We start from the raw sequence: 21,392 nt of genomic DNA, 5'->3' as shown, positions 1-21,392 counted from the left end.
GTGGCGGATCACGTTTTAGGCTCTGCTGCCGCGCAGACCGACGGCGTGAGAAACGAGGGGGAGGGCCGCCGTGCCTGAGATTTCCGACGACGACTGGGAGAAGTTCCTGCGCGAGAGCGAGGCGGGAACGGCCGCCTCGGCGCCGAAGGAGCCGTCCGCGCGGGCCCGGATGGTCACCGCGCGGCTGCGCGAGCAGGAGGCGCGCGGCGAGCTGCCCGAGGGCTGGCGCACCGGTCCGTCCTGGCGCGACACAGAGGCGCGGGCGCGCAGACGGCGCCGGCTGTGGACGTTCGTCGGGATACCCGTCGCCGCCGCGCTCGCCTTCGTCGCGATGAAGCCGTCCGTGATCCCGGGGGACCCGTTCGGGACGGGTAGTACGGGTACTACGGGGGACGCCGCTCCGCTCCCGTTGGAGACCGCCGCCCCCAGCGGCGCGCCCGGCGCGGTCGACCCCGAGGCGCCGACGCAGGCCCGGCCCTTCGCCGGATCGCCCGCGCTCCGGTGGGCCGACGGGGCGGCCGGGATCGTGACGCCGCCGGCGACGGCGGTGAAGGGGTTCACGAAGGCGCAGGTACAGGACCTGCTGACGAAGACACGGACCCTGCTGATCGACACCAACCTCGATCCGGCGACCCTGCGCGGCGAGCGTCCGGAGACCGCGGCGAAGGTGATCGACCCGCTCCAGAAGGACGTGCACAAGCTCCTGGGCCCGGCGCTGCGCAAGGCCGACAAGAAGGACGACCCGCTGATGCTGGTCAGCCGGTTCGACCCCGCCGAGATCCGGATCGCCGGGACGGTCGTCAAGACGCGCGGCCGGATGACCGTCGGCGCCGGGAAGGACGGCTCGGCCGTCGTCCACGCCGACTACACCTTCGTCTATCCCGTCGTCCGCGCCTCCACGCCCACCGCCGACGGGGACGCCGAGGCCACCCGGACCATCGTCCGCCGCGTCCTGGACGTCGAGCTGTCGGACCCGGCGCGTTACCGGGTGACCCCGGGGACGGTGTTCATCGCGCGCAACGACATGACGAGCGGCAACTCCGAGTGCGACCGGTACGACGGCTGGTTCCACCCCTCGTTCCGGTCCGACGAGCCGACGGGGCCGACGCCCTCGGGGCCCGAGGAGGACCCGTACGACCGGAGCAGGGAGCTCGGGGGGACTGGCGAGGAGCCGTGCGGGACGGTGTCGCGGGTCTGATCCGCGCGGACGGGGGTGCGATGTGGCCCGCGCGGACGGGGCTGCGAGTTCGGCCCGTGCGCCGGGCAAGAGCGAAGGGCCCCGCGGGACGGAGCCGCGGGGCCCTTCTTTCGTCAGCACCGGCGTCAGGGCAGCGCCGGTGCTTCCCGGGGAGCGGCGCCGGGGGGTGCGCCGCTATGGGTGGTGCGTGGGCCGGCCCGTCCGCCGCCGCACCGCACTGGTCTGGACCTGTGGCAGTGGACGTTCCGGTCTGTCCGCGTCGCCGTGCACAGCGATGCGGGGTTTCGTGGGGGGACGTGAAGCTTGTACGCATCGTGCTGGATGAACGCTGCCGCCGCAACCGTTTGGCCCAGCCCTTGTAGATTTTTGCACTTTCCGCCGGCCGGCCCCGGGCGTCCCCGAGGCCGACCGCTTCTCTTGGATGACCGGGCTGCTGTCCCCTGCCGTCCGGTCATCACCCTGGAGCGAGGTCCCACGACGCACGGCACGATCCGTACGTCTCATCGCTCCAACGAGCCACGCGTGGTTCTTCCGGGCCCGCGCCTGGCTGGCACGGACACCGGTACCAACGACGGCGCCGGGGGCCGGTCACGCGCCGTACGGGTGAGGGAGGGCCCGAACTCATCTGCGAGGGACGGGAGATGGCGCCCTCAGATCCGGCCCCGGCACAGTTCGAGCAACGTCATCGCCAGCGCCGTCCCCGGCTTGCCCAGCGCCTCGCTGTAGTGGGCCAGGATCTCCATCTCGCGGGAGAGGTTCACGCGCCGGCCGCCGGAGGCGATACGGGCGTCCTGGACGACGGCGGAGACGGCGACGCGTTCCTGGATCAGGCCGATGATGCGGTCGTCGAGGGCGTCGATGCGCTCGCGCGCGCCGGTGATGACGTCGGCGGCCTCGGCGGTCTTCGCGCCGGTGATGTCGAGGGCGGTCATGGTGGGGCTCCTTGAGATGTCGTGCGCCCTGGAACGGCAAGCCCCGGAGAAACGACAGGCGCCCCGGGCCTTGTCGGCCCGGGGCGCCTGGGAAGTCGCTCGGCTCTACGCGCGAGCACGACCATGGCAGCCGGCGGGCCGGATGCCATAGGTAAAGAGGAAGGTCGTGGGCGTGAGCATGCGGCCAGTATGCCACGGCCCCCGCTGCCCCCGGCCCCCTCCGGGCGCCCCGGTAGAATCGGCCGCACACAGCCCCTGCCCCACCGCCGGAAGGCCCCCGTGTCATCAGCGACCCCAGCCGCCCCCGACACCGTTCTGGTCGTCGACTTCGGCGCGCAGTACGCCCAGCTCATCGCCCGTAGGGTCCGCGAGGCCAGGGTCTACAGCGAGATCGTGCCGAGCACCATGCCGGCCGCCGAGATCCTCGCGAAGAACCCGGCGGCGATCATCCTCTCCGGCGGCCCCTCGTCCGTGTACGAGGAGGGCGCGCCGCGCATCGACGCCGCGCTCTTCGAGGCCGGCGTCCCCGTCTTCGGCATGTGCTACGGCTTCCAGCTGATGGCCCAGGCCCTCGGCGGCACGGTCGACAACACGGGCGCGCGCGAGTACGGCCGCACCGACCTGCACGTCTCCAAGTCGTCGTCCACGCTCTTCGAGGGCACGCCGGCCGAGCAGGCCGTGTGGATGTCGCACGGCGACGCGTGCTCGGCGGCGCCGGAGGGGTTCGCGGTCACCGCCTCCACCGACGTCGTGCCGGTCGCGGCCTTCGAGAACGACGAGAAGAAACTCTACGGCGTCCAGTACCACCCCGAGGTCATGCACTCCACGCACGGGCAGCAGGTGCTGGAGCACTTCCTGTACCGGGGCGCGGGGCTCAAGCCGGACTGGACCACTGGCAACGTCATCGAGGAGCAGGTCGAGGCGATCCGCGCGCTCGTCGGGGACAAGCGGGCGATCTGCGGGCTCTCCGGCGGGGTCGACTCGGCGGTCGCCGCGGCGCTCGTCGCGCGGGCCATCGGGTCCCAGCTGACCTGCGTGTACGTCGACCACGGGCTCATGCGCAAGGGTGAGACCGAGCAGGTCGAGAAGGACTTCGTGGCCGCGACCGGGGTCAAGCTGGTCGTCGTCGACGCGGAGGAGCGGTTCCTGTCCGCCCTTGCCGGGGTCTCCGACCCCGAGGAGAAGCGGAAGATCATCGGACGGGAGTTCATCCGCGTCTTCGAGCAGGCGCAGGCCGAGATCATCGCGGACGAGGGCCCGGCGGTGGAGTTCCTGGTGCAGGGGACGCTCTACCCGGACGTCGTCGAGTCCGGCGGCGGCACCGGGACCGCGAACATCAAGTCCCACCACAACGTCGGCGGGCTCCCGGAGGACCTGGAGTTCCAGCTGATCGAACCGCTGCGCAAGCTGTTCAAGGACGAAGTCCGCATGGTCGGCCAGGAGTTGGGGCTGCCCGAGGAGATCGTCCAGCGCCAGCCGTTCCCCGGGCCCGGCCTCGGCATCCGCATCGTCGGCGAGGTCACCAAGGAACGTCTCGACCTCCTGCGCGAAGCCGACGCGATCGCCCGCGAGGAGCTGACCGCCGCCGGCCTCGACCGCGACATCTGGCAGTGCCCCGTGGTCCTCCTCGCGGACGTCCGCTCCGTCGGCGTCCAGGGCGACGGCCGCACCTACGGCCACCCCATCGTCCTGCGGCCCGTGTCCTCCGAGGACGCCATGACGGCCGACTGGTCGCGGCTCCCCTACGACGTGCTCGCGCGCATCTCGACGCGGATCACGAACGAGGTGCGGGACGTCAACAGGGTTGTGCTGGACGTGACGTCGAAGCCCCCGGGCACGATCGAGTGGGAGTAGGGCTCCTTTTGACGGGGCTCAGGTGCGCTTGATCACGCGCACCGGTTTGCCGGGCTGCCAGACCTCGACGACGAGATAGGTCTCGTCCTCGACGAACGTCCTTGTGACGTCGGTCAGTTCGGCGCGGAAGAGGTGGAACTGCTCCGGCGGTTCCACCTCTTTCATGTACGCCGCCTTCAGGGGGCCGTCGTGAACCTCCGTGGCCCTGCCGGAGATTCGGACGTCGCCGCCACCCATGCCGGTGCCCTCACCGGGGTTGGCCTGGAGAGCGAAACGCGGATCCCGTTTCAGGTCGAGGGCCTTGACCGAGTGCGGCATCATGCCGAGCCACAACTCGCCGTCGTGGAAGCGGACTTCGATGCCGCTGGTGCGTGGGGAGCCGTCGCGGCGGAGGGTGGCGAGGACATGGTGGGTGTGCTGGGAGAAGCGTTCCTCGACGGTTGTCGCGAGGGCTGGTTCGGCCGTGTGGAATGCGGCCCAGTTCGTCGGCATGAGGTCGATTATCTTTGGACAACGGGTCTGCCTTTCTGTACTGGTCGGCGGTAGCTTCCGGCTCTGTAGAGGACACCATCGCTGGAGGACCGATGTCCGGGCCCACGCCGCCTGCACCGCTGCCCACCGACCGGCTCCGGTTCGCCATGCCGCCGATGCACGAGTCCCTGGAGGACGAACGGCGCCACCGCAAGGAACGGCTCGCCGGCGCCGTCCGGATCTTCGGGCGGATGGGGTTCGAGGACGGGGTGTCGGGGCACATCACCGCGCGCGACCCGGAGTTCAGCGACTGTTTCTGGGTGAACCCGTTCGGGATGCCGTTCCGGCACGTGACGGTGAGCGATCTGGTGCTGGCGAACTCCGAGGGGCAGGTGGTGGAGGGGGAGTACCACGTCAACCAGGCCGCGTTCACCGTGCACGCGCAGGTGCACGCGGCGCGGCCGGACGTCGTCGCCGTCGCGCACTGCCACTCCGTGCACGGGCGGGCGCTCGCCGCGTTGGGGGAACTGCTCGATCCGATCACTCAGGAGAGCTGTGCGTTCTTCGAGGATCACGCGCTGTACGACACGTATACCGGGGTGACCGTCGACGCGGAGGAAGGGCGGCGGATCGCTTCGGCGTTGGGGTCGCGGAAGGCCCTTGTGCTGCGTAACCACGGGCTGTTGACCGTGGGGGACTCGGTCGACGCCGCCGCGTGGTGGTTCGTGTCCATGGAGCGGTCGAGCCAGGTGCAGTTGACGGCGCGGGCGGCCGGGCGGCCGGTGCTGATCGAGCGGCGGCAGGCGGTGGCCACGCGGGAGCAGTTGGGTGGGGATCTGGTGGCGTGGATCAACTATCAGCCGTTGTGGCAGGAGATCAGCAGGAGTCAACCGGACTTGCTGGACTGAGAGTTGGGGGGCGAGGGTGATGGGGGTTCCAAGGGGCGTGGTTCAGAAGCCTCGCAGGATCACCGCCTTCGTCCGTGCGAACTCCTCGTCCGTGAGCACCCCCGTGCGGTGCAGCTCCCCCAACTCCCGTAGACGGCGCAGGAGTACGTCGTGATGGTCGGCCGACAGCGGGGGCGGCGCGGGGAGTTGTTCGCGTTCGGGGCGGGTCGAGGGGTGCGGGAGGCGCGCGGTGACGGCCGTCGCGACGAGGGCGGTGAGCAGGTCCCGGCGGGTGTTGCCCCACAGGTCGAGCGCGTAGGGGTCCTTCTCCGGCGGCAGCTTCGAGAACACCGTGTCTCGGGTGACGAACCGTAAGAACCCGTCGTCGTAACCGGAGTTGGGCATCCACTCGACCCGGACGACGTCCCCGACGCCGATGACACGCGGTCCCGTCGCCCGCTTCACCCGGTCCGAGGTGTCCGCCCAGTCGATCCGGACCCGGCCGCCGTCGAAGGAGATCGTGCCGTCCGAGGAGCGGACCGAGACGGGGACCGGTGGGCCGGGCAGGAGGTAGGTGCCCGTCGGGCTCTTGGGGACCTGGTCGAGGAGAAGCGCGTTGCGGATCTCCTCCGCGATGAACTCCGCCGTCCCCGCGCGGTCCGGTTCCACCAACAGGCGGTAGGGGTCGGCCGGTTCGGGCAGCCGGCCGCCGGTCGCCTGGAGCAGGGGGTCCGCGCCCTCGCGCAGCCTCAGACGCAACCGGCCCCGCCTGCGCTCCGGTTCGTACACGACGCCGGCGACGGCCTCCAGGGGGACCGCGACCTCCCCGTACGTCTGCCGGAACAGGGGGACGCTGCGGTGCAGGCCCGGGGTGATCCTGACCGTCGTACCGTCGAAGGCCCAGGTCCCGTCGCGCTGGATGATCTCGGCCATAGGGGAATTGTCGCAGGGGGGTCAACAGGTGGGCGGGGGAAGCGGGTTGAGGCGGACGGGGTTTTGGTGGGCGGGGTGTTCGGTGAGCGGGGAATCGGCGGGCGGGTGTTCGGTGGGCGGGGTTCTCGGTGAGGGCGGCGAGTCGGTGTGACCGGGGTGTTCCGGTCATCGGGACGGTCTGCGCGCAAGGGCTCGCGTAGGGCACAATTCGCTCTCGTCGCACGGGAGTTGTTACGGGAGTCGGCGGGGTTCGGAGCGTTTGTCCGGCCCCGCTTCTTGGTCGCGGGAAGGCGGTCGTCGGGCGTGGCGGTGCGGGAGGCTGAGCAGGGTGCCGGGAGCGCGCACACGGGCGGATGCACGTGCGGGGACTGTCCGCACGGCGCCCGCGAGGGACACCGGCGGGCCGTCTCCGCGTTCCTCGCCAGACGGGACGCCTTCGCCGCCGGGGAGGGCGTGCCGGCCGCCGTCGCGCACTCCGCCTTCGCCTCCCGGCAGTGGGTCTCCGAGGAGCTGACCCAGTCCGCCGGGGACATCGCGGAGCGGGGGCGCGCCGAGGGGGACGCCTGGCTCGCCGGGCTGTGGCGGTGGACCCTCGTCGCCGTCTGGGCGGCCGTCGTCGCGCTGCTGCTCGGGCAGGCGCTGACCGCCGTCGGCGCCGGGTGGAGCACCGCCCGGACGGCCGGGCTGCTCGCCGCGCTGGTCGTGGCGGGCGCGCTGAGTGCCGCGTCCTGGCTGCACCGGGCCCGTGGGGGCGCGCTCGCGCCGGTCGTCGGGGAGGACAACCGGCTCTCCACCTCCCGTGTCGTCGCGGGGAGTTGGGTGCTGCTCGTCGCGTACTCCGTGCTCGTCCTCGTCGGTCAGCTCGCCGCCGCCTCCTCGCACGCCGAGCGTGACGCCCTGCTCGACGGGCTCGAACTCGGCCGTGCGGCCGGGGTGGTGACCGTGCTCGCCGTCGTCTGCGGAATCGCCGTGCTGGTGCGGCGAGTTGTGGGCGTGCGGGTGCTGGCGCAGCGGCTGCAGAAGGTGCGGGCGCGGCGGCCGCGCGCCGCCGATCTGCTGACCGACGACTCCGGGCGCGGGTCCTTCGCCGATATCCAGTACGTCGTCATCTGCTCGGTCGCGCTCGTCTTCGCCGTCGTGCGGCTGGCCCGGCGGCCCGAGCAACTGCCCGATCTGCCCTGGGGGTTGGCCGTCGCGGTGCTCGTCTCCGCCGGGACCTATCTCGCCGCGAAGTACGCCGAGGGCGGGCGGGTGGTGATCCTCTCCGTCGTGCGCGCCCGTGAGGCCGGTGATCTCGACGGGCCGATCCGGGCCGGGGACGACATCGAGATCCGGGGGAGCGGGTTCGTGCCGTGCGGCGCGGAGGGGGCCGACCGGCTCGCGCGGATGGTCGTCCGGGTGGGGGCCGTGCATGTGCACGTGCCGTTGGTGCCGGTCGTCGGGGGGTTCAGCAATCCGACGGACGCGGTGCTGAGGGTGCCGGTGCCGGCGGAGGTGGAGCCGGGGGAGGTGGGGGTGCAGGTGGTGACGGCTGCGGGGGCGGAGAGCAATCGGTATGTGATCGAGGTGGGGGAGTAGAGGGGGAGGCAGGGCCGCGCGGGGGAGTGGGCGGGGTTCGGTCGGGTGGTCCGGGGTGGTGGCTGTCGCTTTGCTGTCAGTGAGGTCGCGGGGTGAGCGGGATACCGGGCGGATCCGTATCGTCTGGTGAGGGGTTCACAGTGCGGTGGGCGAGAGGCGGCGGTCGGCTATGACTCACGGGACGCGTACGGATACGTACCTTTCCTCCGTCGGAGGAGGAGCGCGGGACTGGCGTGCGACGGCCACGCGGTACGCGCTCGTGCCGCTCAGGGTGTTCCTCGGCGTGACGTTCATCTACGCCGGGCTGGACAAGCTCACGGACAGCGCGTTCATGAAGGACTCCGGGGCCGGGTCCCTGGGGGACACCATGCGGGCCGTCCGCGACTCCTCGGCGATCCCGGCGCTGGTGGACCTCGCGCTGAAGAGCCCCGTGGGGTTCGGGTACGCGATCGCGCTGGGTGAACTGGCCGTGGGGATCGGGGTGTTGGTGGGGCTGTTCACGCGGATCGCCGCGCTGGGCGGGCTGCTGATCTCCCTGAGCCTGTGGCTGACGGTGAGCTGGGCCTCGGATCCGTACTACTACGGCAACGACCTGCCCTACATGATGGCCTGGTCGCCGCTGGTGCTGGCGGGGGCCTCGGTGTGGTCGGTGGACGCGGTGCTGAGGGGACGGCGGGGGCAGGGCGGGTTGGGGTAGTGGTGGGGCCCGGTTGAGACTGGGGTGAGCTGAGATCAGGTTGCGCGGGGCGCCCTGGGCCGTTGGGGTCCAGGGCGTTCCGGTGCTTCTAAGAGGCTCGGTCAGGGGGACTTTCTGTCCCGGACCGGGTTCTCGGGGGCCGGCGCCGCGGCCGGGTGGGGTGATGCCGCCCGGCGTCTGCGTACCGTGCGGGCAGTCGCGCCCGCCACGCCGGCGAGGACGAGGCCGAACAGGACGAGGGGGATGACGGCGAACCAGGGTGTCTCCCAGAGGCCGCCCGCGTCGCCGGCGTAGATCGTGCCGGTGAGGGCGAAGAACAGGCCGGCCAGGAGGCGGCCGGGGCGGAACTCATGACGCGGCACGGGTCACCTCCGCCTGGCCGAGGCCGACGTCGAGACTGAGGACGAGGGTGCCGGCCGGGGTGGCGCCGGCAGGCGGCGCGAGGGTGAGTTCCTTGTGCCTGCCAGGTTCCACGTCCACATCCTTCTGGTTCTCGCCCGGCAGCCGGATGTCGCCCAGGCCGACGTCGACGGTTAGGCGCACGGTCGCGCCCCGGGGCACGATCACGCGAACCTTGCCCACGCCCACGTTGACGTCGGTGCGGGCGGTGGTGTTCTCGGCGATGCCGAGGGCCGACAGGTCCAGGGTGCCCTGGCCGGTGCCCAGTTCGTAGAAGCTCTGGAGCTGGGCGGTGGTGGCGGGACGCCAGGTCGTGTCGAACCAGTGGGTGGTGATGTTCTTCGGGACCGCGGTCGTCGCGGCCAGCAGGCCCGCCGTGACCAGGGCCAGGAAGAGGGAGCCCGCGCCGGTGCGGCCCAGGAACGAGCTGACGGCGATGCCGAGGCCCAGGACGATCAGGGTGGCGGACAGGCCCGCTTGCAGGGTGGTGCCCAGCGGGTGGTCGTCCCAGGTGAGGCGGGTGACCAGGGCGCCCGCGCCGAGGGAGAGGAAGAACAGCCAGCCGCCGATCCAGCGGGGGCCCCGGGTGGCCTGGGGGAGATGGCGCCGGGGGTGGAAGGAGTGCGCGGGGCGGTGCGGGTGCGCGTGCTGGTGGCGGTGGCCGGAGAGGTCGACGGTCGTGATCGAACCGAGGTCCGGGGCGCCGGTGTCTCCCGGGCCCCACAGATAGCCCGTCCCCCCTACATGCGTGCCGTCCTTGACGATCGGGTCGCGCCACCACGAGGGGAGCGTGGCCGTGATCGGCGGGGCCTTGGGCTCCGGCGGGGCGTCCGCCGCCGCCTGGGCCGTCAGCGGGGCGGTCTCGGAGGTGTCGCGGTTGCGGGACCAGTAGCCGGCTCCCGCGAGGAGGAGGGAGAGGACGGCGGCGAAGGTGAAGACCCCGCCGTTCCTCAGCATCGAGAGGAAGATCCCGCAGCCGACCAGGGAGAACAGCACCGCGGCCAGGGCCTGGCCGTCGACCCGGCCGGTGAGGAGCCTGCGCACCTCGTTCTCCCCGTCGTCCTTGTAGGGGACGAAGAGCCAGGCGAAGCCGTAGAAGATGAGGCCGACGCCGCCCGTCGCGGAGAGCACGGCGAGGGTGATGCGGAAGATCACCGGGTCCATGTCGCACTGGCGGCCCAGACCCGCGCACACACCCGCGATCAATTTGTGGTCGCGGTCGCGGCGGAAGGCGAGCCGGCCGGGCCCGGCCGGCTCGGGCCGCTCCGCTGTCGCCGTCACCCCAGCCTCTCCCGCCGACTTCGCCGGCTCTGCGTCCTCGTGATCTGCCATGTCCCCATGGTGGCGGGTCGGACCCCCGCACGGGAGTCGGGACGACCCTGGTCGGACCCTGATATCGGCCCTGAGACGACACCAGGGGACCGTTCGACTCCTGGGGGCGGCGGGATCAGGGGATTCTCGGGGGCGAACCCTGATGTCCGGGGCCGCTCCTCGTGTGACCATCGTTGCCATGCCGGAAGCCGCAGCAGCACCCCACGTAGAACCTCGGCCACCGCGCAAGCTCTACCGCAGCAGCGACGGCCGCTGGCTGGGCGGAGTGGCGCGGGGGCTGGCGGGGCACCTCGGGCTGCCCGTGATCTGGGTGCGGCTCGTGTTCGCCGGCCTGTTCATGGCGGAGGGCCTGGGCGGCCTCCTCTACGCGGCGTTCTGGTTCTTCGTGCCGCTCGGCGTCGGAGGCGTCGGCGACCAGCGCCCGCCGTCCCTGGTCTCCACGGAGACCGCGCCCGACGGCCGCCGCAGGCTCGTCGCCCGCAAGCCCGACCGGGGCCAGATGCTCGCCCTGCTCTTCATGGTCGTCGTGGCCATGGTGTTCATCGGCAGTGTCGACGTCGGCAGTGGCGCGCGGGTGTACTTCCTGCCGATCGTCCTGGTCGGCGCGGGCGTCGCCCTCGTGTGGCGGCAGGCGGACAACGCCCGCCGGGCCCGCTGGGTCGAGGTCGGCCGCCGCCGGCGCACGCTGACGCTGGTGCGCACGCTCGGCGGGATCCTCCTGGTCGCCGCGGGCGTCTCCGGCGTCTTCGTCCTCAAGGGCTCGGCGGCGCACCTCGGTTCGGTCCTCCAGGCGGCCCTCGCCGTCCTCGTGGGGATCACGCTGCTCGCCGGGCCGTACCTCGTACGGATGACGCAGGACCTCTCCGAGGAGCGCCTGATGCGCATCCGGGCCCAGGAGCGCGCGGAGGTCGCGGCCCACGTCCACGACTCGGTGCTCCACACGCTCACGCTGATCCAGCGCAACGCGGAGAACGCGGCGGAGGTCCGCAGGCTCGCCCGCGCGCAGGAGCGGGATCTGCGCACCTGGCTCTACAAGCCCGAGGGCACCGGCAAGGACGAGGAGGACGAACCGGCCACCGTCGCCGACGCGGTGCGGCGCAACGCCGCCGAGGTGGAGGACAAGCACGGGGTGCCGATCGAGGTGGTCGTCGTCGGCGACTGCGCGCTCGACGAAAGGACCTCGGCGCAGATGCAGGCCGCGCGCGAGGCGATGGTGAACGCCGCCAAGTACGGTGGCGAGGGAGGGGCCGTCCAGGTCTACGCCGAGGTCGAGGGGAGGACGGTCTTCGTGTCCGTCCGAGACCGCGGCCCGGGCTTCGACCCCGACTCGATACCCGCCGACCGCATGGGCGTCAGAGAATCGATCATCGGGCGCATGGAGCGCAACGGCGGTACGGCGCGGCTGCGGGCCGTGCCCGGCGGCGGTACGGAAGTCGAGCTGGAGATGGAGAGGGTGGAGAAGACGTGACGAGCGAACCGAGCGAGGAGAACCGGGTGTTGGGGGCAGAGGAGACAAGGGCCGAGGAGCCGGGGGCCGAGCCGGCGGAGGCCGAGGAGTCGGGGGTCGAGGTGGCGGAGGTTGAGACGACGGGGGCCGAGGCGGCGCCTCGGGAGGAGGCGCGCGAGCGGCGCGTGCGCGTGGTCCTCGTCGACGACCACCGGATGTTCCGCACGGGCGTCCAGGCCGAGATCGGGCGCACGGACGAGACGGGGGTGGAGGTCGTCGGCGAGGCCGCGGACGTCGACCAGGCCGTCACCGTCATCACGGCGACGCGGCCCGAGGTGGTCCTCCTCGACGTGCACCTGCCCGGCGGCGGGGGCGTCGAAGTCCTGCGCAGGTGCGCCGACCTGGCGAGCGACCCCGCACAGCCGGTGCGGTTCCTCGCGCTGTCCGTGTCGGACGCCGCCGAGGACGTCATCGGCGTGATCCGGGGCGGTGCGCGCGGGTACGTCACCAAGACGATCACCGGGACCGACCTGGTGGCGTCGATCTTCCGCGTCCAGGAGGGCGACGCCGTCTTCTCGCCGAGGCTCGCCGGGTTCGTCCTCGACGCCTTCGCCTCCACCGACGCGCCCCCGATCGACGAGGACCTGGACCGCCTCACCCAGCGTGAGCGCGAGGTGCTGCGTCTCATCGCGCGCGGGTACGCGTACAAGGAGATCGCCAAGCAGCTCTACATCTCCGTCAAGACGGTCGAGTCCCATGTGTCGGCGGTGCTGCGCAAGCTCCAGCTGTCGAACCGGCACGAACTGACGCGGTGGGCGACGGCTCGTCGGCTGGTGTGAGGGGCTTGCTGTGGGCGAACCGGCGTGCGCGGGGCGGCGGTTGAGGGGCGTCCGTCCGGGTCGGCGTCTCGGTGGCCGCGTGCCCTCACGACACCCGGGTGGCGCCCGCGAACGGCATCTCGTCGATGGGGGCGATACGGACCGGGGCGGACGGGTTGGGGGCGTGGATCATCTTGCCGCCGCCGATGTAGAGGCCGACGTGGCTGATGCCGGAGTAGAAGAACACGAGGTCGCCGGGGAGGAGTTGGTCCCGGGAGACGCGCCGGCCCGCACCGATCTGGGCGTACGTGGTGCGGGGCAGGGAGAGTCCGGCGGAGCGGTAGGCGGCCTGGACGAGGCCGGAGCAGTCGAAGGCGTCCGGCCCGGTGGCGCCCCAGACGTAGGGGCTGCCGAGCTTGGAGTAGGCGTAGGAGACCGCGGCGCCCGCGCGGGAGCCCGGCGCCTGGACGGACGGCTGGAGGGGGACGCGGGCGCCCCGGGAGGCACGCTCGGCGGCGGAACCGACCGCCTGCGCACCCGCGCCGGTGACCTGCGCCCGTTCCCGCTCCGTCAGTTGGGCCAGCAGGCTGCGCGCCGAGGAGAGGCGCGCGGTGATCGTCTCCTTGTGGCGCCGGAGTTCGGCCCGGCGTGCGGACAGGGAGGCCAGCTCCACGCGGGCGGCGCCGCGCAGCCGCTCGACCTCGCCGAGCTGCTGGCGCACGCGCGAGACGGCGGCGGACTGGCGGTCCCCCGCGCGTTCGGCGAAGGCGGCACCGTCGAGGTAGCGGTCGGGATCGCCGGACAGGGCGAGCCGTACGGCGGGGTCGAGGGCGCCGTCGCGGTACTGGGCGGCGGCGAGCGCGCCCAGCGCGTCGCGCTCGGTGTTGAGCCGGGCCTCCTGGCGCGCGGCCTCGTCCCGCAGGGAGTCGAGTCGGCGCTCGGCGGAACGGGCCTTCTCCCGCGCGCCGTTGTACTGCTCGGTGGCTACCTCGGCCTCCCGGTACAGCTTGTCCACCTTCGCCTTCACCTGGGCCGCCGTCGGCGCCGGCTCGGCGTGTCCGGTCCCGTCGAAGGCCGTCGCGGTCGCCGCGCCCGCGAGGGCGAGGGTCGCCGCGGTGCGGGCGGTGTGCGCGACGGTCGCGCGCTGACGGGGCTTGCGGTGCGCTGCCACGTTGGACCTGCACGTCCTTTCCGTATGACCGCCCTGCGCGCCGGGGCCCGTCGGAGTGGGGAGAGCGGGACGGGGCGGGCGCGTCCGGCGGCGCCCCGCACAGGGGGAGCGCGGCGCCGCCGGACCTTCTCGGCGGTGGTGTCCGACTGCCGCCCCTGGCCTGGGCGGCGGTGGGGAGCCGGGCACCTGGGGCAGGACGCTAGGCCGCGACGTGACGTTTGGGTAACGCGATGTGCGGAAGTGACGTCAGAGAGTTTTCCGGTGACCGTATGTGCATACCGGTCCTGCCTTCGAGGGCGGGTCGGGTCGCCGTGTTGACCGAAGCGGGCGTTCCGGCCCGCCACGCGGGCGCGGGTGCTACGGGGGCGGCTGCCGGTACGCGCGCGGGCGCTGATTAGGCTCCGGACCCATGGACGTACTCATCCATTTCTTCGTCGGCCTGCACATCATCGGGATCGCCGCGCTGCTCGGCGGGTTCCTCACCCAGCTGAAGGCGATGGGGCAGGGCACCGCCCGCTTCGTTCCCGGCATGCTGCACGGTGCCGCGACGATGCTGGTCACCGGCGTGATCCTGGTCGGCCTCAACCAGGCCGACGACCAGCACGTCGACAACGTCAAGATCGGCGTCAAGCTGGCGCTGCTGGTCGTCATTCTCGGGCTGACGTATGTGAAAAGGGACGACGAGAAGGTCGAGAAACCCCTTTTCGGGCTCGTCGGTCTGCTGACCGTCGTCAACATCTTCATCGCGGTGCTCTGGACCTGATACCACCGACGCCCTCCTGGGGGAAAGGGCGCCTGGTGACACGTGTTCAGGCCGGGCGCACCACGCTGTGGATTTCCGAGGTGCCCGCGAAATGGATGGATTCCTCGCAGATGTACGCGCCGGGGCGCGGTGCGTGGATCATCCGGCCCTCGCCGATGTAGATGCCGACGTGGGTGATGGCGTCGTGGAAGAAGATCAGGTCACCGGGGCGGGCGTCCGGCAGGCGGATCGGGGTGCCCGCTGTGACCTGGCCGAACGTGGTGCGCGGCAGGGCGACACCGGCGGATTTCCAGGCGGTCTGGGTGAGCCCCGGGCCGTCGAAGGAGCCTGGGCCCGCAGCGCCGAGGACGACAGGTTTGCCGAGCTGTTCCCGGGCGAACGCGAGGGCCCTTTCCGCCTCGGCGGATATCGGGGCGGATTCCTTCGGCCGGTGCGTGGCTTTCGGTTGTCCGGCCGTGTGGAACGACAGGAGGGCCTGGGCTTTGCTCAGCTTTCCCTGGACGGCCGCTTTCGCGTACTTGAGGTCGCTCTCGGGGTCGGTCTCGAATTCGGTGCCGGAAGCAGAATCGAAGTCGGTGTCGAATTCGGGAGCGGCTTCCGGGATGACTTCGGGAACGATATCGGGAACGGCTTCGGGAAAGGCTTCGAGAATGCTCGACGTCATGCCCGGCGTGTAACTCGCCAGACGCTCAGGGACGTCCTCGTGCCCCCTCGGCGCGCCCGCGCGGGTCTGCGGGGCGGCGGTGAAGTCGTCGGCCGCGAAGTCGTGCGCGACGGACGGCGGGAACGCCGGAAGCGGTGGCAGGGCGGGCGGCGGCGGGAGCAGCGGCTCCTGGGCGCGGTAGCGGGCCGAGGCGTCCAGGAAGGTCTTCGCGCGCTTGGTCTCCTTCTCCTTGGCGGCGATGTCCTTCCTCGACCCCGTCTGGCTGTAGAAGGCGTCGAGTTTGCGCTCGACGTCCTCCAGGCTCGGTCTGCCGTCGTCCGTGGGCGGGGCGGCCTCGGCGGCGGGCTGGGAGAGCATCGCCATGGACGTGAGGGCGGCCGTGGCGAGAGCGGGGGTGCTGATGCCTGACGCGCGCATGCCCATCCAGCGGAGCTTGCGATGATGCGACGCCAAAGGAGGCGACTCCTTCCTTGTACCGCCTACCGGGTTAGCTGTCGGGTTCGGGCGGGGATGGTGCTGCGGAAGGTTGCCCTACGGCCTTCCCCGGCGGAGGTCGGCCGATTCACCCCAAGTCTCTCGGTGGGTCCCCGGCTCCGGCTGCCTCGCGCACGGGGGCGGGCCGGACTCGGCGGAGGCCGCGCGCCCGGCGACGTTCGCCGGTGGGGGACAGGCGGCCTTGACCAAAACGGTAGCCAACTCGTGTGGCTTCTGTGAAGGTTGGCGGGCGATATGCCCGATACGTTTTTGTGACCTCTGTCGAAGTCCCCGCAGGTCATCACGGGTTGTGATAGGGGCTATCCGGAAGGTGAGCGTGGAGATTGCCGGGGACCCGGTCCGGTTGTCAGTGGCGGCCTCTAGACTCGGAGAGCGATGAGCAGCCTCTTTGACGACAGCTTCCTGGCCGACCTCCAAGCCCCCCGCGGGCACGGCGAGGAACCCCCTCCGCCGCCGGAGGACGAGCAGACCCCGGAGGCGATTCCGGACGACCTGTTCGGCGGGAAGTTCGACCTGCCGCCGGAGCGGGACGCCCACTACCGCGACGGCGCGCCCCGCCCGGTGCTGGACCCTGCGGCGCTCGTCCACGGGCTGAACGACAACCAGAGCGCGGCGGTGGTCCACGCCGGCTCCCCCCTGCTCATCGTCGCCGGCGCCGGCTCCGGCAAGACCCGCGTCCTGACCCACCGCATCGCGTACCTGCTCGCCGCGCGGAACGTCCACCCGGGCCAGATCCTCGCGATCACCTTCACCAACAAGGCCGCCGGCGAGATGAAGGAGCGCGTCGAACAACTCGTCGGCCCGCGCGCGAACGCGATGTGGGTCATGACGTTCCACAGCGCGTGCGTGCGCATCCTGCGCCGCGAGTCCAAGAAGCTCGGCTTCACCTCGTCCTTCTCGATCTACGACGCCGCCGACTCCAAGCGCCTGATGGCCCTCGTCTGCCGCGACCTGGACCTCGACCCCAAGCGCTTCCCGCCCAAGTCCTTCAGCGCCAAGATCAGCAACCTCAAGAACGAGCTGATCGACGAGGAGGACTTCGCAGCCCGAGCGGCCGACGGATTCGAGAAGACCCTCGCCCAGGCGTACGCGCTCTACCAGTCGCGCCTGCGCGAGGCCAACGCCCTCGACTTCGACGACCTCATCATGACGACGGTCAACCTCCTGCGCGCCTTCCCGGACGTCGCCGAGCACTACCGCCGCCGCTTCCGCCACGTGATGGTCGACGAGTACCAGGACACCAACCACGCCCAGTACGCCCTCGTCCGGGAACTCGTCGGCGGCACTGGTCGTTCCGAGGACACACCGCCCGCCGAGCACGACCTCCCGCCCGCCGAACTCTGCGTCGTGGGCGACGCCGACCAGTCCATCTACGCCTTCCGGGGCGCGACGATCCGCAACATCCTCCAGTTCGAGGAGGACTACCCGAACGCGACGACGATCCTGCTGGAGCAGAACTACCGCTCCACGCAGACGATCCTCTCCGCGGCCAACGCGGTCATCGAGCGCAACGAGTCCCGCAGACCCAAGAACCTGTGGACCAACGCCGGCGCGGGCGCCCGCATCACCGGCTACGTCGCCGACACCGAGCACGACGAGGCCCAGTTCGTCGCCGACGAGATAGACCGCCTCACCGACGCGGGCGACGCCAAGGCGGGCGACGTCGCGGTCTTCTACCGCACCAACGCCCAGTCCCGTGTCTTCGAAGAGGTCTTCATCCGCGTCGGCCTGCCCTACAAGGTCGTCGGCGGCGTCCGCTTCTACGAGCGCAAGGAGGTCAGGGACGTCCTGGCCTACCTCCGCGTCCTCGCCAACCCCGAGGACTCGGTCCCCCTGCGCCGCATCCTCAACGTCCCCAAGCGGGGCATCGGCGAGCGCGCCGAGGCGATGATCGACGCCCTCTCGCAGCGCGAGAAGATCAGCTTCCCGCAGGCCCTCAGGCGCGTCGACGAGGCGTACGGCATGGCCGCCCGCTCCGCCAACGCCGTCAAGCGGTTCAACGAGCTGATGGACGACCTCCGGACGATCGTCGAGTCCGGCGCGGGCCCCGCCACCGTCCTCGAAGCCATACTCGAACGCACCGGCTACCTCGCCGAGTTGCAGAACTCCACCGACCCCCAGGACGAGACCCGCATCGAGAACCTTCAGGAACTCGCCTCCGTGGCCCTGGAGTTCGAGCAGGAGACCGGCGAGTCCGGCGAGGCGGAACAGCCGCGCGGCCTCGCCGACTTCCTGGAACGCGTCGCCCTGGTCGCCGACTCCGACCAGATCCCCGACGAGGACGAGGACGGCTCGGGCGTCATCACCCTGATGACCCTCCACACCGCCAAGGGCCTGGAGTTCCCCGTCGTCTTCCTCACCGGCATGGAGGACGGCGTCTTCCCGCACATGCGCGCCCTCGGCCAGGTCAAGGAACTGGAGGAGGAACGCCGCCTCGCCTACGTCGGCATCACCCGCGCCCGCGAACGCCTCTACCTCACCCGCTCCACCCTGCGCAGCGCCTGGGGCCAGCCCTCGTACAACCCGCCCTCCCGATTCCTGGAGGAGATCCCGGGGACCCATGTCGACTGGAAGCGCACGGGCGCGCCCGCCGCGCCGCCGCCGAGCGTGACGTCCTCGTTCTCGACGTCCCGGTCCTCCGCGAAGGGCGCCTCCGGGTTCGCCACGCGGCGGGGCGCGCAGGAGAAGCCGGCGATCGCGCTGGCCGTCGGGGACCGGGTGACGCACGACCAGTTCGGGCTCGGCACCGTCGTCGCCGTGGGCGGCGCGGGGGCCAAGGCCGAGGCGACGATCGACTTCGGCGAGGGGAAGCCGAAGCGGCTGCTGCTGCGGTACGCGCCGGTCGAGAAGCTCTGAGCCGAGCGGGCTCCGACGAGAACGGGCCCCTGTTTCTCGACAGGGGCCCGCTCTGCGGAAATCGACGCCGGGGAAGTCGACGCCAGGAGTTGACGCCGTCTACGTCGGGTCGAGGCCGTGGCTGCGCAGCCATGCCAGAGGGTCGATCGACGAACCGCCGTTGGGCCGGACCTCCGCGTGCAGGTGCGGCCCCGTGGAGTTGCCGGAGTTGCCGGAGTACGCGATCGGATCGCCGGCCTTGACCTTCGTGCCCGAGGCGACGCGGTAGCTGGAGAGGTGGCAGTACCAGGTCTCCGTGCCGTCCTTCGCCGTCACGATCATCATGTTGCCGTACGCGCTGTTCCACTGCGTGCGGACGACGCCGTCGGTCATGGCCATCACGGTGGTGCCGTAGGCGACGGGGAAGTCGATGCCCGTGTGCATGGACATCCAGTTGACGCCGGACTGGCCGTAGTAGGCGCTCAGACCGTGCTGCGCCACCGGGAGGGCGTACTTGGGGCGCAGCCGCTCCAGCCGGGCCGCCTCCGCGGCGGCCTTCTTCTTCTCGGCCTCCTGCTGCGCCTTGAGGTCGATGCGCTCCTGCGTACGGCTCGCGCGGTCGGCGAAGGCGTCGGCCTCCGCGCTCAGGCTCGCGAGCTGGCTGTCCAGCTTGTTGTTCGCGGTGGACGGCTTGACCGACTTCGTCTCCGCCGCGGAGGCGGTGGTCTCCTGGCCGTCGTCGCTGAACGTGCCGACCGAGGCCGCGGCGATGCCGGCGACGCTCATCACGCACGCCGACGGGACGGCGACGGTCAGCAGCGCGGAGCGCTTCGCGGGGGGCTTGCGGCGGGCGGCGCGGTTCGCCGCGCGGCCACCGGGGCGGGGGGCGGGGGCGCCGGGGTGAGCCTGGGGGGCGTCCGGGTGGGGCGCGTCCGAGTACGGGGCCTCGGTGTAGGACGCCTCGGTGTACGGCGTGGTCTCCTCCTGGTCGTCCAGGAGGAAGGGCAGCTCGCCGGTGTCGTGCGGTTCGCCGGTTGTGTCGTCAACGTCCGGCGTGCTCGCGGAGTTCCACTCCGTCGCGTCGTACGCGCCCGTGTCGAAACCCTGGCTGCCCCACTCCCACTGCTGGGTCTGGTCGGCGGTCCCGCCCGTCTGTTCAGGGGGGAGCCAGGTCCGCGTGTCCCACTCGCCGCTGCCGTCGGGCGCCGGGGTCTGGGTGGGGATCGCCGACAACTGCTGGTAGTCGGCCTGCCAGCCGGTCGTGTCGTACGCGCCCGTGTCGTAGGCGGCGTGGTGCTGGGCCGCGTACGGGTCGTAGTTCAGGGTCTGGTGACCGCCGGTCTGCCAGGCGCCGGTGTCGTGAGCTCCGGTCGCGTAGGTGCCGGTGTCGTAGCCGCTGTAGGGCGAGGGGGTGGCGAAGTCGTCGTACGGGGCCTCCTGGGTGCCGTACGACGCCGTGTGCGCCGGGTCGGCGTCGGAAGCCGGGGCCGGGGTGGTCAGGGTCCCCGACGGGTGACGATCGTTCACCAACTTCTCTTTCGCCTCGACAACAGGGGCTGCCAGAGCAGTGCGGTGACTGTACCCGGCGGTATGCGGGCACGACAATCTTCGTCAGGTTTCCCCCTTGCGGGAAACGGGCATTCGGCCCTGTTTCGGGGAACGGCGGGCGCGGGTTTGGTGATGTGTTCGACAGTTGTTCGAAGTTCGGGGGCTGTCGGACAGGGGGTGGACAGGGGTCGGTGCTGGTCCGGCGGGTTTTCGGGCGGGTTCCCGAGCGGTGTCTCAGGCGACCGTCAAGCCGTTTCTCCGCGTGTCGGACGCCGAGTCCGGGTGGCCGTCCACGTCGAGCGCGTCGCGTATGCCCGCCGCGACGGCCGGGTGCACCGGCAGTGCGAGGTGGCCGATGCCGGTGACCCTGACGTTCCGCACGCGCAGGTCGGGGTGGTCGACACACGCCGTCTCCGGCGGGTCCATCACGTGGTCGAGGTCGCTCCAGAAACTCACGAAGCGCGTACGGCAGCCCGGCGCGGGCCGCTTCAACTCCTCGACGAGCGCTGAGCCGGGGCGCATCTGGCGCACGATCGGGTGCGCGTTCGCCAGCGGGACCGCGCGCGTGCCCCCGTGCGGCGTGCCGAGCGTCACCAGCGTGCGGACGCGGGTGTCGCCGCCCAGGCGCTGTACGTAGTAACGGGCGATCAGGCCGCCGAGGCTGTGGCCCACGACGTCCACCTCACGGCTGCCCGTGCGCTCGCACACGTCCTCTATGTGCCGGCCGAGGAGTTCCGCCGCCGTGCGGATGTCGCAGGTCAGAGGGGAGTAGTTGAGCGACGTCAGCGAACGGGCGCCGTGTCCGGACAGGGCCCGGCGCAGGAGGACGAAGACCGAGCGGTTGTCGATGAAGCCGTGCAGGAGGACGACCGGCGGGCGGGGCTGGGTCGGCAGGCGCGGTGTCTCGTCGTCCGGCGGCGGGGCCGGGCGCTCCTGGCGGACGCCGGTGGGGTAGAGCAGGAGGTGGCCGGCGAGGATCGCCAACTCCAGGGCGGTCGCCTTCAGCAGGGCCGTCGACAGGGTTGTCAGGCAGGCCGGGAGGAGGCGGTTGAGGCCGAAGGGGAGGGGGAGGCCGAGGGGGAGAGGCGGAGACGGGGTGCTGGTCGGGGTGTTCGCCGCGGGGGCCGGGGGCGCCGTGGGACTGTCCTGGGCCTGGTCCCGGGTCCGGCCGCTCTGTTCCCGGGTCCGGGTCTGGGCGGTGGGCGTCGGGGCCTGTGCGGCGCGTGTCATGGCCGACCTCCTGTCGGCGCACGGGAGGAACCGCTCCGTTCCCCCGTGTGCCCTCGTGGGAGTCCGGGCGGAGGGGGTCGGCGCGGTGGCGTGGACGGAGGAGGAGAAGGGGGCTTGGGCGGTCGGGCGGCTCGGGTGGT

At 71.7% G+C, this 21,392-nt stretch carries 18 protein-coding genes and 1 riboswitch; of the genes, 9 read left to right on the top strand and 9 right to left on the bottom strand.

Annotated elements, in window-relative coordinates; genetic code table 11:
* Positions 1 to 70 precede the first annotated feature (70 nt).
* Positions 71 to 1,198, top strand: coding sequence for a hypothetical protein (locus IAG44_RS15495; protein WP_187747706.1), 1,128 nt, complete (start codon positions 71 to 73; stop codon positions 1,196 to 1,198).
* A 650-nt stretch (positions 1,199 to 1,848) separates the two neighbouring features.
* On the opposite strand, the gene IAG44_RS15490 is transcribed toward IAG44_RS15495, so the two are convergent.
* A complete protein-coding gene (locus tag IAG44_RS15490) occupies positions 1,849 to 2,130 on the bottom strand; it encodes a chorismate mutase (protein WP_187747705.1) in 282 nt (93 codons plus the stop codon).
* A gap of 279 nt (positions 2,131 to 2,409) precedes the next feature.
* Between IAG44_RS15490 and guaA the strand changes: the two genes are divergently transcribed.
* A complete protein-coding gene (guaA, locus tag IAG44_RS15485; RefSeq protein WP_187747704.1) occupies positions 2,410 to 3,984 on the top strand; it encodes a glutamine-hydrolyzing GMP synthase in 1,575 nt (524 codons plus the stop codon).
* A gap of 18 nt (positions 3,985 to 4,002) precedes the next feature.
* Here guaA and IAG44_RS15480 read toward each other — a convergent pair whose 3' ends face one another.
* Complete coding sequence (locus IAG44_RS15480) at positions 4,003 to 4,476, bottom strand: pyridoxamine 5'-phosphate oxidase family protein (protein WP_187747703.1); 474 nt, start codon at positions 4,474 to 4,476, stop codon at positions 4,003 to 4,005.
* A 92-nt stretch (positions 4,477 to 4,568) separates the two neighbouring features.
* Here IAG44_RS15480 and IAG44_RS15475 point away from each other — a divergent pair, with 92 nt between their 5' ends.
* Positions 4,569 to 5,363 carry a class II aldolase/adducin family protein gene (locus tag IAG44_RS15475; RefSeq protein WP_187747702.1) on the top strand — a complete coding sequence of 265 codons (795 nt, stop codon included), beginning with the start codon at positions 4,569 to 4,571 and terminating at the stop codon, positions 5,361 to 5,363.
* 42 nt (positions 5,364 to 5,405) lie between these two features.
* Here IAG44_RS15475 and IAG44_RS15470 read toward each other — a convergent pair whose 3' ends face one another.
* Positions 5,406 to 6,275, bottom strand: a complete 870-nt coding sequence (locus tag IAG44_RS15470; RefSeq protein WP_187747701.1) for a DUF4429 domain-containing protein — start codon at positions 6,273 to 6,275, stop codon at positions 5,406 to 5,408.
* Positions 6,276 to 6,578: 303 nt separating this feature from the next.
* Between IAG44_RS15470 and IAG44_RS15465 the strand changes: the two genes are divergently transcribed.
* Positions 6,579 to 7,853 (top strand): hypothetical protein, encoded by a 1,275-nt coding sequence (locus tag IAG44_RS15465; protein ID WP_187747700.1) that lies wholly within the window; start codon positions 6,579 to 6,581, stop codon positions 7,851 to 7,853.
* Positions 7,854 to 8,022: 169 nt separating this feature from the next.
* Positions 8,023 to 8,550 (top strand): DoxX family protein, encoded by a 528-nt coding sequence (locus IAG44_RS15460; protein WP_187747699.1) that lies wholly within the window; start codon positions 8,023 to 8,025, stop codon positions 8,548 to 8,550.
* A gap of 101 nt (positions 8,551 to 8,651) precedes the next feature.
* Here the strand turns inward: IAG44_RS15460 and IAG44_RS15455 are convergent, their stop codons facing one another.
* Positions 8,652 to 8,912 carry a hypothetical protein gene (locus IAG44_RS15455; protein WP_187747698.1) on the bottom strand — a complete coding sequence of 87 codons (261 nt, stop codon included), beginning with the start codon at positions 8,910 to 8,912 and terminating at the stop codon, positions 8,652 to 8,654.
* A complete protein-coding gene (locus IAG44_RS15450; RefSeq protein WP_187747697.1) occupies positions 8,899 to 10,281 on the bottom strand; it encodes a PspC domain-containing protein in 1,383 nt (460 codons plus the stop codon). The genes IAG44_RS15455 and IAG44_RS15450 overlap by 14 nt, the downstream gene beginning before the upstream one ends.
* A gap of 178 nt (positions 10,282 to 10,459) precedes the next feature.
* Here IAG44_RS15450 and IAG44_RS15445 point away from each other — a divergent pair, with 178 nt between their 5' ends.
* Together IAG44_RS15445 and IAG44_RS15440 are read left to right on the top strand one after the other, a co-directional pair.
* Positions 10,460 to 11,749 (top strand): ATP-binding protein, encoded by a 1,290-nt coding sequence (locus tag IAG44_RS15445; RefSeq protein WP_187747696.1) that lies wholly within the window; start codon positions 10,460 to 10,462, stop codon positions 11,747 to 11,749.
* A 101-nt stretch (positions 11,750 to 11,850) separates the two neighbouring features.
* Positions 11,851 to 12,567, top strand: coding sequence for a LuxR C-terminal-related transcriptional regulator (locus IAG44_RS15440; RefSeq protein WP_187752707.1), 717 nt, complete (start codon positions 11,851 to 11,853; stop codon positions 12,565 to 12,567).
* An 85-nt stretch (positions 12,568 to 12,652) separates the two neighbouring features.
* Here IAG44_RS15440 and IAG44_RS15435 read toward each other — a convergent pair whose 3' ends face one another.
* Positions 12,653 to 13,717 carry a C40 family peptidase gene (locus IAG44_RS15435; RefSeq protein WP_187747695.1) on the bottom strand — a complete coding sequence of 355 codons (1,065 nt, stop codon included), beginning with the start codon at positions 13,715 to 13,717 and terminating at the stop codon, positions 12,653 to 12,655.
* A gap of 409 nt (positions 13,718 to 14,126) precedes the next feature.
* Between IAG44_RS15435 and IAG44_RS15430 the strand changes: the two genes are divergently transcribed.
* A complete protein-coding gene (locus IAG44_RS15430) occupies positions 14,127 to 14,480 on the top strand; it encodes a hypothetical protein (RefSeq protein ID WP_187747694.1) in 354 nt (117 codons plus the stop codon).
* A 46-nt stretch (positions 14,481 to 14,526) separates the two neighbouring features.
* Here the strand turns inward: IAG44_RS15430 and IAG44_RS15425 are convergent, their stop codons facing one another.
* The gene (locus IAG44_RS15425; protein ID WP_246561749.1) at positions 14,527 to 15,597 is read right to left on the bottom strand and encodes a C40 family peptidase; all 1,071 of its coding nucleotides are present in this window, start codon (positions 15,595 to 15,597) and stop codon (positions 14,527 to 14,529) included.
* Positions 15,598 to 15,605: 8 nt separating this feature from the next.
* A riboswitch (cyclic di-AMP (ydaO/yuaA leader) is annotated at positions 15,606 to 15,753 on the bottom strand.
* Positions 15,754 to 16,014: 261 nt separating this feature from the next.
* Between IAG44_RS15425 and pcrA the strand changes: the two genes are divergently transcribed.
* On the top strand, positions 16,015 to 18,495 hold the full coding sequence (gene pcrA, locus IAG44_RS15420; RefSeq protein WP_187747693.1) for a DNA helicase PcrA: 2,481 nt from the start codon (positions 16,015 to 16,017) through the stop codon (positions 18,493 to 18,495).
* Between the two features lie 99 nt (positions 18,496 to 18,594).
* On the opposite strand, the gene IAG44_RS15415 is transcribed toward pcrA, so the two are convergent.
* A complete protein-coding gene (locus tag IAG44_RS15415; protein WP_246561747.1) occupies positions 18,595 to 20,001 on the bottom strand; it encodes a M23 family metallopeptidase in 1,407 nt (468 codons plus the stop codon).
* A 255-nt stretch (positions 20,002 to 20,256) separates the two neighbouring features.
* Complete coding sequence (locus tag IAG44_RS15410; RefSeq protein ID WP_246561745.1) at positions 20,257 to 21,252, bottom strand: esterase/lipase family protein; 996 nt, start codon at positions 21,250 to 21,252, stop codon at positions 20,257 to 20,259.
* Positions 21,253 to 21,392 lie beyond the last annotated feature (140 nt).

Origin of the sequence: Streptomyces roseirectus, from assembly GCF_014489635.1 — a bacterium.
Classification (GTDB): domain Bacteria; phylum Actinomycetota; class Actinomycetes; order Streptomycetales; family Streptomycetaceae; genus Streptomyces; species Streptomyces roseirectus.
This window is presented reverse-complemented; position numbering and strand designations above follow the sequence as displayed.

Excerpts from the sequence above, each read along its gene's own strand:
- IAG44_RS15460 (WP_187747699.1), top strand. The coding sequence starts at position 8,023 with ATGACTCACGGGACGCGTACGGATACGTACCTTTCCTCCGTCGGAGGA.
- pcrA (WP_187747693.1), top strand. The coding sequence starts at position 16,015 with ATGAGCAGCCTCTTTGACGACAGCTTCCTGGCCGACCTCCAAGCCCCC.
- IAG44_RS15410 (WP_246561745.1), bottom strand. The coding sequence starts at position 21,252 with ATGACACGCGCCGCACAGGCCCCGACGCCCACCGCCCAGACCCGGACC.
- IAG44_RS15470 (WP_187747701.1), bottom strand. The coding sequence starts at position 6,275 with ATGGCCGAGATCATCCAGCGCGACGGGACCTGGGCCTTCGACGGTACG.
- IAG44_RS15450 (WP_187747697.1), bottom strand. The coding sequence starts at position 10,281 with ATGGCAGATCACGAGGACGCAGAGCCGGCGAAGTCGGCGGGAGAGGCT.
- IAG44_RS15445 (WP_187747696.1), top strand. The coding sequence starts at position 10,460 with ATGCCGGAAGCCGCAGCAGCACCCCACGTAGAACCTCGGCCACCGCGC.
- IAG44_RS15475 (WP_187747702.1), top strand. The coding sequence starts at position 4,569 with ATGTCCGGGCCCACGCCGCCTGCACCGCTGCCCACCGACCGGCTCCGG.
- IAG44_RS15490 (WP_187747705.1), bottom strand. The coding sequence starts at position 2,130 with ATGACCGCCCTCGACATCACCGGCGCGAAGACCGCCGAGGCCGCCGAC.
- IAG44_RS15480 (WP_187747703.1), bottom strand. The coding sequence starts at position 4,476 with ATGCCGACGAACTGGGCCGCATTCCACACGGCCGAACCAGCCCTCGCG.
- IAG44_RS15430 (WP_187747694.1), top strand. The coding sequence starts at position 14,127 with ATGGACGTACTCATCCATTTCTTCGTCGGCCTGCACATCATCGGGATC.